Source organism: Chitinivibrio alkaliphilus ACht1 (assembly GCF_000474745.1).
Taxonomy (GTDB): domain Bacteria; phylum Fibrobacterota; class Chitinivibrionia; order Chitinivibrionales; family Chitinivibrionaceae; genus Chitinivibrio; species Chitinivibrio alkaliphilus.
Genome location: NZ_ASJR01000006.1, coordinates 1 through 13171, shown reverse-complemented (window position 1 = coordinate 13171; position 13171 = coordinate 1). Strand labels below are relative to the sequence as shown.

Below are 13171 nucleotides of genomic sequence, written 5' to 3'. Positions count from 1 at the left end.
AACCGATTGTTCCGGGGGGCTCTGCCCCCTTTTTATTTTTACATCTGAAATACGCTGCTGAGTATCACGCACCTGCTCAATCGCTTCAATAAAATGATCTGGTGTAAGGTTAGCGGCAACACTTACCATAATAAAAAACACGAAAAGGATGAGCACAGCCACAAACTTCTTGTCCGATTTCATTTTCATAGAAACTCCCTGAATATACCTGTGTATCTGCAATGTGTACTTTTAATATACATCTATTGTACGTATTGTGCAATTATTACACAACCTTTTCCGAGCAAGATCTATTTCCTGTAGTAAAATAAATTATTTTTGAAGAATAACGATATGGCACTTACTCCTTGAAACGAAGAGGATACGGGAATGAATTTTATTGAAGAGTTGCGATGGCGAGGCATGCTGAACCAAATGACTCCTGGGACAGAAGAAAAGCTTTCCACCGAGACAGTAACTGGCTACTGCGGTTTTGATCCCAGTGCACCATCCCTGCAAGTGGGGAACCTTGCTGCGATTATGCTTATGGTTCACTTTCAGCGAGCCGGCCATACCCCCATCGCCCTTGTGGGTGGCGCTACGGGTGTTGTGGGTGATCCATCGGGAAAGTCAAAGGAACGAAATCTGTTGAATACTGAGGAAGTGGAATATAATCTGACGCAGTTTAAGAAACAGTTGAAAAAATTCCTCGACTTTTCCGCGACCAAAAACCCTGCACAGATCGTGAACAATCACGACTGGTTTGGCAATATCCGCTTCCTAGACTTCCTTCGTGATGTAGGGAAACATCTTACCATCAACTACATGATGTCAAAAGACTCCGTTCAAAATCGCCTTGAAACAGGCCTGTCGTACACGGAGTTTTCGTATCAGCTTCTGCAAGGATATGATTTCTATCACTTAAAAAAAGAGAAAAACTGTCTTGTGCAATTTGGCGGATCTGACCAATGGGGTAATATAACAGCGGGAACCGAGCTTATCCGTCGTATGGGTGGCGGTGATGCCTTTGCTATCACGGCACCACTTGTGACACGTGCGGATGGGACGAAATTTGGAAAATCTGCAGAGGGACAAAAACTGTGGCTTGATCCGGAAATGACAAGTCCCTATGAGTTTTATCAATTCTGGCTCAATGTTGAAGACGCCATGGCAGAAAAATATCTCAAGGTTTTCACGTTGCTCAGCCAAGAAGAAATAGCAGGTTTAGTGGAAGAGCATGCCGCTGCACCGCATACACGCCCCATGCAAAAACGTCTTGCTGAAGAAGTAACCTGCATGGTACACTCCCGTGATGACTACGAAACAGCCCTTGCTGCCACAAAAATACTCTTTGGAAACAATACGCAACGGGAACTACGCTCTCTTACGGAAGGGCAATTTTTATCCATATTCTCCGGTGTTCCTCATGGTACTATCTCGCGAGATGAGCTTCATTCAGGAGTATCCATTATCTCTCTGTTAACCCTTTGCACAGAACTATTCCCATCGAAAGGGGCAGCCCGCCGTGACATTAAAGGAAACGCAGTCATTCTTAATAAAGAACGTATTGAGAAGGAATCACGGATGGTTACGGTAGATGACCTCGTAAATGATAAGTACCTTCTTGTCCAGAGAGGAAAGAAAAAATACTACCTTTTAGAAGCACAATAAACAGGAAGAAAGCCCTGCGCGCAAAGATGCTGAACTGTCTCGGCAGTTCAGTTATTTCGGGTGCTGAAACAAAACAGATGTGGGACCACTTCTTCTGTTCATCCCTCTACAAAAACAGCCACCATATTTTCGCCTACAAGGCGTTTGGTGGTGAAATAGAAACAACCACCCTCTGGGATCAATGCCGGCGTGACGGGAAGCTCTTCTTTCTGCCCAAAACTACCGCCACAAAAGAGTTATTCTTTTTCCCCGTTGCGACGCATAAAGATCTCCGAGTCGGTCGATACGGTATTTTAGAACCGATACCGAAGAATTCGTGCTCTACAAGTGACACCCCTATTCCGCACTGCATTATTGTGCCGGGTATTGCCTTTGATACAAGGGGAGGGCGCCTTGGTCGTGGGGCCGGCTATTATGATAGATATCTTTCAAAAATACCACAGAACATCCCACGCATTGCTCCAACACTTCCTGCTGGAATTGTTTCACAAATACCCCAAGCTCTTCACGATGAGTTTGTAACTCACCTCCTCACACCACAGGGCATGCTCCCCTGCCAAGAAGGGACTTTCCCCGTATAGAAATATATCCACCCTGCGGTGGTGCATAGTTTATTTTTTCGTCAAATATCCTTGGAGGTGTAATATGACAACCGTGGGAACCCCCCTAAGTAAAACAGCAAAAAAAGTACTTCTACTTGGATCTGGTGAGCTTGGAAAAGAAGTTGCCATAGAATTGATCCGCTATGGCGTTGAAATTATCGCCTGTGATGCCTACAAAAACGCTCCGGCCATGCAGGTTGCACAAAAGAGTTCTGTTTTTTCCATGCTTGATGGCAACGCTCTTCGTGCCATTGTTGAGAAAGAGCAACCCGACCTCATTGTCCCTGAGGTAGAAGCCATAGCTACGGACACTCTCCTTGAGCTTGAATCAGAGGGGTATACCGTTATCCCTACAGCCAAGGCTACACGCATCACCATGGACCGGGAAAGTATCCGAACTCTTGCCGCAGAAACCCTGAACCTCCCCACCTCACCCTATCGATTCGTTGCATCTATGGAAGAACTGAAAGATGCTCTTGAAGAAATTGGATATCCCGCGGTCGTAAAACCCATAATGAGCTCCTCCGGTAAGGGGCAATCCATACTTCGGTCTCCCGATGATTTGGATGCAGCATGGCAGTATTCACAGGAGGGCGGACGTGCAGGGAACGGACGGATTATTGTAGAAGGTTTTGTCGATTTCGACTATGAAATAACCCTCCTTACGGTATGCCACTCTGCAGGAGTCTCCTTTTGTCCTCCCATTGGGCATGTTCAAATAGATGGAGATTATGCACAATCATGGCAACCACACCCCATGAAAGAGAAGGTCTTAGCAAGAGCGCAAGAAGTTGCCAAAGCAGTGGCAGAGAGTCTGGGCGGATATGGCCTATTCGGCGTAGAACTCTTCGTATCAGGTGAGGAAGTAATTTTTAGCGAGGTATCACCACGTCCTCACGATACAGGTATGGTGACTCTCATCTCTCAAAACCTCTCTGAGTTCGCCCTCCATGCTCGAGCCATCCTTGGTCTTCCCATACCAGAAATCATTCAATATACCCCTGCCGCATCTCGTGCCCTTGTTGTGAAGGGAGAATCTACGACGGCAGTCTTCTCCGGAATAGATAAGGCACTTTCAGAAAAGGGGACAGACCTACGGCTATTTGGAAAACCTTCCCTTACGGGAAAACGCCGCATGGGAGTGCTTTTGTCAACGGGTAAAACAATTTCTGAAGCACAGGAGAAAGCTCTCCGCATGGAAGAGGCAATCTCCATTCAACTCTGAGGCACTATAACTGCTCTACTGCAAAGGCCCGCCCTGTATCGCGGGCCTTTTGTATTGATTCTTCATTGGCAATTACTGCCACTTGGCTCTGCTCTATTGATCCAAGGAGATACCGACAGAGATCAGAAACCTTCTCGGCAGTACAGGAAAGAACAGCATCACGAAATGCTTGGCGCCGCTCTGGGCTGTTACCCGTAACACGAGCAAAGGACTCACTTACTCCTTTTGCATGGGGACCACGGGGGGCATCAAACTTGGATACCACTGCAAACATCGTCCGATCAACATCACTTTGGGTGACCGTCTCCGCCAAGGTTTTCAACGCCCCTACAAACCGCGTCAGGGTATCTTCCAGATTTGGATCACGATACGACGCTAAGGAAAACCCCCGCTGAGCAGAGGAAAACACCGCCATACCACCATACGCCCCTCCTTCTACACGAATAGTATCCCAGAGAAGACCCGTAGAAAGAAGTCGAGCGAGAATATAGGAAGTTCCCACAAGGGAAGGGGCAAAATGTGGCAGTTTCCACGATTGTGTCACGTAATTTACAGAGGAGTTCACAGCAACAGCTACGGCAGAGCTGTTTTCCAATAAACTCAGAGATGTCGTCTCCTCACTGCTTTCTGGAAGAGCACGAATAATCCGCGAAAGCATATCTCCGTCTTCAACGGGGGTAGTACAGGTGTTACTGAGAAACAACCCATCCCGTGTGAGTAACGCCTTGTGAATCTGTGAAAAGGCACGTAAAATCTCATCATAGTCATGCGTTTCGGTTCGTTTTTTTATAAAACGATACTGCGTGATACCGTTCAATTTTTCATCAAGCTGTTTCGAAGGGAGGAGCTGTCCTAAGCCACGACGAATTCCGTAGGAGTGTCCTGCACTTACAATGGAGTGAGCATACTGATTCACCTGCTGAAAAAGAATATTTTTCACCAAGGTGGTATCCGTAAAGTCTGGACGAAGAAAAACATCTTCAAATACCTCCAATAGTGCCGGTACATTCTGTCGCAAGCATTTTCCAGAAAAAACTGCTCGCGCGTGGATTTTGTCCGAATCTTCACCATCCTCAATAATCGTATCATTACAGGAAAACCCTCCCGTTACCAGGTTGAGTCGCTTTGCCATCTCTGCCGTAGTATACTCCCCTGCTCCCGCCTTGGTAATATAGGAGGCATAGAGGGGGAAAAATGGAATGAGGTTATGGGGAATTCGGGAAATATCAAAGGCCCAATCAAGATAATACACTCCGCCCGTAAATACAGGATGGGTATACATCTGTACACCTTCAATACGCTCCTCCTGACACGGCACAAGCTCATTTTCAAGAGGTATATCACTCTTATCAAGTTGTGGCAACACGGCAAGCTCCTCAGGGGTGTGCGCACGCTGTTGTTCTGCAAGAAGCGCCTTTGTTTCTTCATGATAGCGATGACGATCCTCTTCTGTAAAATCAGCACTGAGGCGAGTCGCCTGCTCCTCTGTTTGCCGTGACAGCTGTTCACCCATGGCACTGCTGCCTTCGGCAACCATGCGCAGACAGTGGTCATTATCGAGGAAAAAGCGCCGAATAAAAGCTGAAAAAGCTCCCGGCTCCGCCAGCTTTTTCTTTAGTTGTGCCAAGGGCGTCTCATAGGCAATATGCGTAAGAGGATCACCCCCATATATCCAGCTACGATGAATACGGGTTGCAACCTGCAGAGCATGGGGGTACCCCCCGCCCTCACGAATCTCCCGCAAAGTAAATTCCACCCGACGAATAGCTCCTTCGAGGAGTTCTGGGTCTGGGCCGGTATCCGCAATATTTTGAAGAGTTTTCATAATACAGGAAAACACAGCTTCAGAATTTTGGGGAAGCACTCGCTGTAATCCGGCCGTAAAAACCGTAATAAAAAGATCATTATCATATCCGCACATATCGTCCAGATCTTCACCAAGACCACTATCTAGAAGAGCTCGCTTGAGTGGCGCACTTTCCCCGTCAAAAAGGTAGTGACTGAGCACATCTCCAATTAACCCCTCATAGCCATCGAGTACTCCCGGACAGTACCAATTAAGCAACACCGATGCATAACCGTCATCTTCCCGCGAGGCCGGAACGGTAATATCCATTTGGCGCGGGCTATTCCACGGAGCAAGAACGCCGATAGATGTATCCACATCCTGCCGCTCATAAGAAGAAAGAAATCGGTCTTCTACAAACTGCAATGTTTTTTCTGTAGGAATGTTTCCATACAGTACAAAATATGCATTTGAAGGATGATACAAACGCCCATGAAAATCGCAAAACTGTTCATACGTTAAATCGGGAATCTTTTTAGGATCACCACCGCTTTCATGAAAATAGGTTGTCCCCGGAGCAATACCGGAAAGCATCTTACGGGCGACATTATTGTGAAAGTCTGAAAAAACGCCCTTCATTTCATTATAGACAATACCTTTTATAGAAACAGGGGCATCAGGTTCGGGCACATCAAAATGCCACCCCTCTTGACGGAAGGTGTTCTCACGCAAAAGAGGATTAAAAACAGCATCACAATAAACATCTACCAAGTTAAAGTAATCCCGTTCAACCTGACTGGCAACGGGATACACCGTTCTATCAGGATAGGTCATGGCATTGAGAAAGGTTTGCATGGACCCTTTCAACATTTCCTTAAACGGGTCTTTAAGAGGGTAGTTTTTCGATCCTGCAAGAACCGAGTGCTCTAAAATATGAGCAACCCCTGTATCGTCAAAGACCGGAGTCTTAAAGGCAACAGAAAAAAGATTGTTCGCATCAGTATTAAACAGATGGATACATTGCGCGCCTGTTTTCTCGTGGGTAAGTGTGTAAGCAACACTATTTTGCTCTGTAACCGTTTGTACATCCTGAAGGATGAAACCCGCTATTTTTTGTCCAACTCGTATATTTTGCTCCTGCATACCGTACCTTTCTAAACCGTTTTACAAACGTAAATATACGTTTTCCCACACGGTCACTGCGGTAAGATAAAAATATACGCATCCCCTTACAATCCCTCAAACAGGGTGGAGAACTCCTTTGACACCTGTTTCTGTTCTGCCTTGTTTTTGGTATGTATTCCATAACCAACATAGAGCTCTTCACCATACTCAGGAAGCAGTAGATACCCCTCAACAGCACTATCCATGGTAGAAAAAAAAGCGTATTTTACCGCTTCTTGCGGTGGATGCTGACGCAAGATACCGTATTTCTTGGAAAAGAGAGGAATATCATTTATCAACCCGCAATACACATTGCCAAATTCTGTCAACGCATCTTTGAGCAGGTCTAACGACCTGTCCGAATCAACAGAGTCTCGAAAAAATTGGTCTATTTTATGAAGGTCGAGCCCCACACACATAATGGAGGAATACTCTTCATTATCTGATTTTATAATAAGGATGTAATCAAAGGAAGAACGAAGGCTTTTGTTTGATGCCCACGAACCTGTCTCCAGCTGATCCGGAGAAAAAAGTGCTTTAAAAGATTCATACGCTTTCGCTCGAAATTCATCGACCATATCTGAAAGAGAGGTATCATTTTTGCACATGCCGTACTCCTAGAGTAAACTGTACGCAAACTGTTTAAACAGCTCTGGATTAAACTTTTGATCTTGCACATCTTGCTTCATATATTGAAATATGTGGATCGGTCGCACATCACGAACACTATTTTCTGAATAAATTCCATAAAATTCGCTAATAATACCAACAAGTTGTCCAAAGGATGAAAGCCGTCGCTTTCCGTAGGGGATACCGCTTCCATCAAGTCGCTCATGGTGTTCCAGTACCGCATACTTGATCGCATCGTTCTGTATATTGCATCGTTCCAAAACCATGGCGCTTTTTTCCGGATGTTTTTGAATCTCTTCTTCTGATACTCGTTTTCCCAAATACCGGTAGATACCAACATCCTGCAAAAACGCCGAAAGAGCCATATTTCGAATATCATCACGAGAAAAATTGTTTTGGCGACCATAATGAAGAGCGAGAAGCAGGTTTGACACCGCCTTTTGTTGCACCCCTCGTTGTTGCTTTGCCCGGGCAAAAATAAGGTTAACCATATCGCGAGAAGCAATGGTGCTATCAATAAACTCCGTAACACCACGGAGAAGATGTTGTAATGAATCAGGGGTGGGGGTACGCCCCAGCTTTTCATAGAGTCGTCCTAAGAGATCAAATACATCTTCCTGCGCTTCTTTTTCAGAGTTTTGCTTCTGACTCTCTGCAGTATTCTTATAAGAAGTGTAGATTTCTTTCAGCCCCTCAATGTACCCTGCCTGCACATCTAAGGAAAAGTTCTCAAAATTGAGCTTATGTACATAAAGTTGCGGAAGCCGATACTCTGCAAGACGAGATGAAGACACCGCAACCCCTGCCTTTTTGTACAACTGCATCTCCCCCTTTGCATCACGCACATACAGGTCAGTATTTGAAAGAAAGGGTACGTCTGCCAAGGGGATAGGATAATAATCTCCCTCATATACAATTTGTTGTACCGACTGAATTAATTCACGGATATAATCTTCTGGTGACTGTATACAGAGCTGAGCAAGACCATCATTCTTTTTTTCTGTTCTTGAAGCATAACGCGATACCGTTCAACCGCCTCCTTCAGGACACGACGAACTCCTGCTTGATATACACGTTCAAGATCATCTGCACCGAAGCGCTCTCCAAATTTATCATGTACTCGCGGTGTTATGGTTCCACTTTTTACTAATATTTCAAACTCATGGGCTGGGATACCTAGTTTTTTTGCCGATTTAAATTTGGTTAAAAGAGGAACGGAAGGCACTCCCATCATACCTCCACACGATCATGGCGACTATCCGGCGTGGAAACCACCAAATAGTGCAATTCTCCCTCCCCCGTGTTACGCATCTGATGCGTCGCTCCAGCGGGAATTTCAATCCCCTCTTGAGCTTCAAGAGCAATTTCCTCACCATCGACAGAAAGGGTTGCCCCTCCAGAAAGAATATAAAAGAACTGCCATGCCGCTCTATGATAGTGCGCAACCTCCCGCAACCCTGAAGACAAACTACGCTGCGCAATACTAACATGAGAGTGTTCCACAAGAACACGGGACGAGGCGGCATTACCCCATAGATGTTTCTCAGCAGACTCCACGGTTACTTTTTTATAAACTGCCATAAACGCCCCCATAAAAAAGGTTACCCTATGAGTATACCATGAAAACAGTGCACTGCAATATCTTTTCTCCCTAGATTTCGAAAGGGTCTTTTCCCTCATAGAGGAATGAGATATTTTATCCTGTAACTCATGAGTAAAGGTGAAAGCATGAATGACCCAATGGTAATCGCAGAAATAGGATGTAATCACACCGGGGATATGGATATTGCCCGAGAGCTAATCAGTACGGCCAAGATATTTTGTAAAGCCCACGCCGTGAAATTTCAAAAACGTGACATTGCCACATGGACAGATCGAAAGCCGCAGCAATACAAAGCTGCTCACCCAAACCCCGTCCATGCCTACGGAAACACCTATCGGGAGCACCGGGAAAACCTTGAATTTTCACGGGAACAACACAGGGAACTTAAAGCATTTTGTGACGATATGGATATACTCTACAGCTGCTCTGTCTGGGACCTTCCTTCTGCGAAGGATATTGCATCACTTTCTCCAAAGTTTATTAAAATCCCCTCGGCGTGCAATATGGACTTTCCCATGCTTACGTGGCTATGCACTGAGTATGAAGGAGAAATACATATCTCCACAGGTATGACCACAAAGGAAGAAATAGAACAAATTGTCCAATTTCTTGAAAACCACGACCGAGCAAAAGACACCGTACTCTATAATTGCACATCGGGGTACCCTGTTCCCTTTGAAGATGTTGCCCTTTTGGAAATTGAAAACCTTATAGAAGCATATGGAGAACGTATCAAGGATATCGGTTTTTCCGGACATCACTTGGGAATAGCTGTTGATATAGCAGCCTATACGCTGGGCGCTGAGATTATTGAGCGACACTACACATTGGATAGAACATGGAGGGGAACCGACCATGCCGCCTCTCTCGAGCCCGACGGCGTGCGACGTCTTGTGCGAGATCTTACGGCCGTTCATAAGGCCCTTGCCTATAAATCAGAAGATGTGCTTCCCATTGAGCAGGAACAGCGGAATAAGCTAAAGCATCTTACAAAGTAAAACCCCGGGGAGAATAAACTCCCCGGAATTCCTCTCACCGAGTATTATTCAAAATCTTCAAAACCGGGTTTGCCAAGAAAGGCAAACATATTTTTCTTGTACGCTTCTACCCCAGGTTGGTTAAAGGGGTTCACCCGAAGCAGATACGCAGAGTAAGCACAGGTTTTCTCAAAGAAGTAGAATAGTTGTCCCAAGGAGTCAGCACTCCGATCTGCCACGGTAATTGTTGCAGCAGGAACACCACCATCACGGTGTGCTTTCAGGGTGCCCTCATAGGCTTTTTCATTAACATATTCAAAACTTTTGCCCACAAGATATCCGAGATTATCTTCATTATCTTCAAAATGAGGTACTTCTACGGTTTCTCGTGTTTCATCAACGCGAAGAAAGGTTTCAAAAATAGTACGAAGGCCCTCCTGCATCCACTGCCCCATGGAATGAAGGTCTGTGGTATACACTACGGAAGCAGGAAAAATCCCCGTTCTATCTTTTCCCTCTGATTCACCAAAAAGCTGCTTCCACCACTCATTCACAAAGGTAAACTGAGGTTGAAATGCCGCAAGCATCTCTATAGTTTTCCCTTCACGGAGGAGGCAATTTCGGTTTACCCCGTACCGCGCTGCAATATTGGTTGTAAGGTCCGTTCCACTACAGTACTTCATAGCTTCACGAGCACCTGAAACCAACTCTTTTATATCAATACCTGCAACAGCAATGGGAAGTAATCCCACCGGAGTAAGCACAGAAAAACGTCCTCCCACATTGTCCGGAATATCAAAGGTCCTGTATCCATTTCTTTCGGCCAACTTACGTAAGGCACCTTTCTCAGGATCAGTGGTAGCAATAATTCGACGTGCTGCTTCTTCTTGCCCATAAGCATCTTCCATCCACTTACGTAGTACGCGAAAGGTTATTCCTGGTTCAGTGGTGGTACCCGACTTAGATATAACATTTACGATGACCCGTTTTCCTTCAATATGGGACAAAAGATCTTTTAGATAATCGGAGTTTACGTGATGTCCGGCAAAGAGAACTTCCGGTGTTCTTTGTTGCGGAAATGTTGAAGAAAGAAACTCTATGGCAGCCTTTGCGCCCAGATATGACCCCCCGATACCAACACAAATAAATACATCACATTGTTGACGAGCATCATCGGCCTGCTTTTGAATAGAATCTAAAAAGCTAGGGGAATGTTCTTCTGGCAATTCGAGCCACCCGAGAAAATCATTGCCTGGACCGGTTTTCTTGTTCAGCATGGTCTCCACAGCCTCTAACTGATCCGCAAACGACGTATACACGTCCGGCGAGATGAGACTCTTTAAAGAACTGTCATCATAACACACTTTCTGCATAAATACTTCCTTTTATAAAATGGTTCTCCTAAATATATCTCTTTTCTATTCCCCCTATGCAAGAACATAATTGAGAGGTGTATGCTCACTGCAGGAATGAATTTACTGGTTGAACATCTCTTAAAGAATATATATTTACCATGGAGGTTGTATGAATTTTAAACCGTGTATAGATCTACATCAGGGCAAAGTGAAACAAATTGTCGGCGCAACCCTTCGTGATTCAGACAATTACGCCAAAACAAACTTTGAAAGCCCCCACTCTCCCGAATATTACGCCCGTCTCTATCAAAGGGACAACCTGCGTGGCGGCCATGTGATAATGTTAGGGCCAGGAAATGAAGAAGCTGCAAGGGATGCCTTGCAAACATGGCCAGGGGGGTTACAAATTGGTGGTGGTATACGGCATGATAACGCACAAACCTATCTTGACTGGGGAGCATCCCATGTGATAATGACTTCCTTTATTTTTCATGACGGCCATCTTAACACGGCAAATCTCAAGAAAACCGTTCAAGCCATTGGAAAAGAACGACTGGTTCTTGATCTCAGCTGTATGAAAATCGACGCTACCTACTATATCGTTACCAACCGATGGCAAAATGTTACAACTCTTGCCATAACCCAGGAAACCTTGGAATACCTTTCTCAATACTGTGATGAGTTTCTCATCCATGCCGCACACGTTGAAGGAAAAATGGCTGGACCCGATTATGAACTCATTTCTCTTTTAGGAAACAATTCTCCCATTACGACAACATACGCCGGAGGCGTGCACACTCTAGAAGACCTTACGCACATTCGCAAAAAGGGAAAAAACCGTATAGATATTACCATCGGAAGTGCCCTCGATATTTTCGGAGGCCCTCTTCCATATACAGATATTGTCGCTGCAACAAAGGAGTAGGTTCGTGCATTTTCAATGGTCTCTTTTCTTTCTCGTTATATTTCTTGTAGGATGCAGTCCATCACCACGCTATGCCACTATTCAGGCACAAAATCGTCAAGGTAAAAAGGCACAACAAGGCGATCATGAACTGCAGGGAAAAGCATCGTGGTATGGACGAAAATTTCATGGTCGTACAACCGCAAGTGGTGAAACCTATAACATGCGGGCCATGACGGCAGCCCATAAAACCCTCCCCTTCGGTACTCGAGTACGGGTAACACACCAAGAGACAGGTCGTTCTGTTATAGTGACAATCAACGATCGCGGTCCCTTTGTTGAAGGACGTGTGATAGACCTTTCCCGCCGTGCTGCAGATCGTCTAGGCATACGTGATAGAGGAGTGGCACCGGTCTCCCTCACAATCCTGTGATACTCCTCGAATACTGTACACCAAAGAACCTACAAAGAGATGAACAGGACTATTTTTTCCAAGTAAATACCGACATCCTCCTTTGAGAGGGTTATATTACAGATGATACTCATGGTTTGAGGAACTGCTCCGGAGAGATACATGGCACTATCCCTTGTGAATGAAGAATCACTTCTTAAGCTGTATAATGAAGACCCGACAACCCTTTTATTTGCACGCCTTGCAGCTCTCCTCTTAGGAAATGGCAAGCGAACAAAGGCAACAACCATAGCTGAAACGGGGGTACAACAATACCCTGATTACGTTACGGGGCGGATTGTTCTGGCGCAATGTTATTCTGAGGCGGACAACTACACAGGAGCATATACTCATATCACAGAAGTTCTTAAAAAGGAACCGCAAAATGCGAAAGCCCTTGCCCTTCTCTCTGAGATCAGTGAAAAAATGGGCAATATGGAGGAAGCTGAAAAAGTGCGGGGCTGCCTTCGTCAGATATACCCTCACGACCCAACCCTCGAAGGAAAAAAGATCGTATCCCAACAATGAGTATCTACTCTCTTTTGGAGCAATCTACAGAAGTTGCCCCTGCCAATGACGAGGAAATAGATGATTCATGGGGCTCCTCCCCAAGTACAGAAGATACAAAAAAATAGAAGAAACAATGGCGGACTTGGGGTTTACAGAAGATCCCCCAGACAAATCGGAAAATAATGCGAGCACCGAGATTGACTCCATAGTGGAAGAAGCCCTCAGTGGCGTTTCGGAAGAACCAGAGGTTTCGGAAGAACCAGAGGTTTCGGAAGAACCAGAGGATTCGGAAGAACCAGAGGATTCGGAAGGAT

General features: G+C 45.4%; 13 protein-coding genes and 1 pseudogene. 8 read left to right on the top strand and 6 right to left on the bottom strand.

What is annotated here, in order from left to right:
- Window positions 1-369 precede the first annotated feature (369 nt).
- The 3 genes from tyrS to purT all read left to right on the top strand — a co-directional run bounded on the left by tyrS (window position 370) and on the right by purT (window position 3477).
- Window positions 370-1650: a tyrosine--tRNA ligase gene (gene tyrS, locus CALK_RS03785; protein WP_022636334.1), complete on the top strand. Its 1281-nt coding sequence runs from the start codon at window positions 370-372 to the stop codon at window positions 1648-1650.
- On the top strand, window positions 1626-2231 hold the full coding sequence (locus CALK_RS03780; protein ID WP_338030994.1) for a 5-formyltetrahydrofolate cyclo-ligase: 606 nt from the start codon (window positions 1626-1628) through the stop codon (window positions 2229-2231). The genes tyrS and CALK_RS03780 overlap by 25 nt, the downstream gene beginning before the upstream one ends.
- A gap of 64 nt (window positions 2232-2295) precedes the next feature.
- Window positions 2296-3477: a formate-dependent phosphoribosylglycinamide formyltransferase gene (gene purT, locus CALK_RS03775; RefSeq protein WP_022636332.1), complete on the top strand. Its 1182-nt coding sequence runs from the start codon at window positions 2296-2298 to the stop codon at window positions 3475-3477.
- Window positions 3478-3481: 4 nt separating this feature from the next.
- Here the strand turns inward: purT and CALK_RS03770 are convergent, their stop codons facing one another.
- From CALK_RS03770 to CALK_RS03750, 5 genes are all read right to left on the bottom strand, one after another.
- Window positions 3482-6406, bottom strand: a complete 2925-nt coding sequence (locus tag CALK_RS03770) for an insulinase family protein (protein ID WP_022636331.1) — start codon at window positions 6404-6406, stop codon at window positions 3482-3484.
- 86 nt (window positions 6407-6492) lie between these two features.
- Window positions 6493-7035, bottom strand: coding sequence for a hypothetical protein (locus CALK_RS03765; protein WP_022636330.1), 543 nt, complete (start codon window positions 7033-7035; stop codon window positions 6493-6495).
- A 9-nt stretch (window positions 7036-7044) separates the two neighbouring features.
- On the bottom strand, window positions 7045-7881 hold the full coding sequence (locus CALK_RS03760) for an HD-GYP domain-containing protein (RefSeq protein WP_155851779.1): 837 nt from the start codon (window positions 7879-7881) through the stop codon (window positions 7045-7047).
- Between the two features lie 110 nt (window positions 7882-7991).
- Entirely contained in the window at window positions 7992-8288 is a 297-nt protein-coding gene (locus CALK_RS03755; protein ID WP_022636328.1) for a hypothetical protein, read from the bottom strand.
- Window positions 8288-8638, bottom strand: a complete 351-nt coding sequence (locus CALK_RS03750) for a cupin domain-containing protein (protein ID WP_022636327.1) — start codon at window positions 8636-8638, stop codon at window positions 8288-8290. The genes CALK_RS03755 and CALK_RS03750 overlap by 1 nt, the downstream gene beginning before the upstream one ends.
- Before the next feature lie 147 nt (window positions 8639-8785).
- Here CALK_RS03750 and CALK_RS03745 point away from each other — a divergent pair, with 147 nt between their 5' ends.
- Complete coding sequence (locus CALK_RS03745) at window positions 8786-9658, top strand: N-acetylneuraminate synthase family protein (RefSeq protein ID WP_022636326.1); 873 nt, start codon at window positions 8786-8788, stop codon at window positions 9656-9658.
- A 44-nt stretch (window positions 9659-9702) separates the two neighbouring features.
- Here the strand turns inward: CALK_RS03745 and CALK_RS03740 are convergent, their stop codons facing one another.
- A complete protein-coding gene (locus CALK_RS03740) occupies window positions 9703-11010 on the bottom strand; it encodes a glucose-6-phosphate isomerase (protein ID WP_022636325.1) in 1308 nt (435 codons plus the stop codon).
- 151 nt (window positions 11011-11161) lie between these two features.
- Here CALK_RS03740 and hisA point away from each other — a divergent pair, with 151 nt between their 5' ends.
- The 4 genes and pseudogenes from hisA to CALK_RS03720 all read left to right on the top strand — a co-directional run.
- Window positions 11162-11917: a phosphoribosylformimino-5-aminoimidazole carboxamide ribotide isomerase gene (hisA, locus tag CALK_RS03735; RefSeq protein WP_022636324.1), complete on the top strand. Its 756-nt coding sequence runs from the start codon at window positions 11162-11164 to the stop codon at window positions 11915-11917.
- Complete coding sequence (locus CALK_RS13335) at window positions 11886-12329, top strand: septal ring lytic transglycosylase RlpA family protein (protein ID WP_052569178.1); 444 nt, start codon at window positions 11886-11888, stop codon at window positions 12327-12329. The genes hisA and CALK_RS13335 overlap by 32 nt, the downstream gene beginning before the upstream one ends.
- 141 nt (window positions 12330-12470) lie before the next feature.
- Window positions 12471-12875 (top strand): tetratricopeptide repeat protein, encoded by a 405-nt coding sequence (locus CALK_RS03725; protein WP_022636321.1) that lies wholly within the window; start codon window positions 12471-12473, stop codon window positions 12873-12875.
- Window positions 12876-12990: 115 nt separating this feature from the next.
- Window positions 12991-13171 (top strand): annotated as a pseudogene (locus CALK_RS03720) (hypothetical protein); the annotation flags it as partial.

Coding starts and splice junctions, on each gene's coding strand:
- CALK_RS03740 (WP_022636325.1), bottom strand. CDS start 11,010: ATGCAGAAAGTGTGTTATGATGACAGTTCTTTAAAGAGTCTCATCTCG.
- CALK_RS03750 (WP_022636327.1), bottom strand. CDS start 8,638: ATGGCAGTTTATAAAAAAGTAACCGTGGAGTCTGCTGAGAAACATCTA.
- CALK_RS03760 (WP_155851779.1), bottom strand. CDS start 7,881: ATGCAGTTGTACAAAAAGGCAGGGGTTGCGGTGTCTTCATCTCGTCTT.
- hisA (WP_022636324.1), top strand. CDS start 11,162: ATGAATTTTAAACCGTGTATAGATCTACATCAGGGCAAAGTGAAACAA.
- tyrS (WP_022636334.1), top strand. CDS start 370: ATGAATTTTATTGAAGAGTTGCGATGGCGAGGCATGCTGAACCAAATG.
- CALK_RS03745 (WP_022636326.1), top strand. CDS start 8,786: ATGAATGACCCAATGGTAATCGCAGAAATAGGATGTAATCACACCGGG.
- CALK_RS03770 (WP_022636331.1), bottom strand. CDS start 6,406: ATGCAGGAGCAAAATATACGAGTTGGACAAAAAATAGCGGGTTTCATC.
- CALK_RS03725 (WP_022636321.1), top strand. CDS start 12,471: ATGGCACTATCCCTTGTGAATGAAGAATCACTTCTTAAGCTGTATAAT.
- purT (WP_022636332.1), top strand. CDS start 2,296: ATGACAACCGTGGGAACCCCCCTAAGTAAAACAGCAAAAAAAGTACTT.
- CALK_RS03755 (WP_022636328.1), bottom strand. CDS start 8,288: ATGGGAGTGCCTTCCGTTCCTCTTTTAACCAAATTTAAATCGGCAAAA.
- CALK_RS03765 (WP_022636330.1), bottom strand. CDS start 7,035: ATGTGCAAAAATGATACCTCTCTTTCAGATATGGTCGATGAATTTCGA.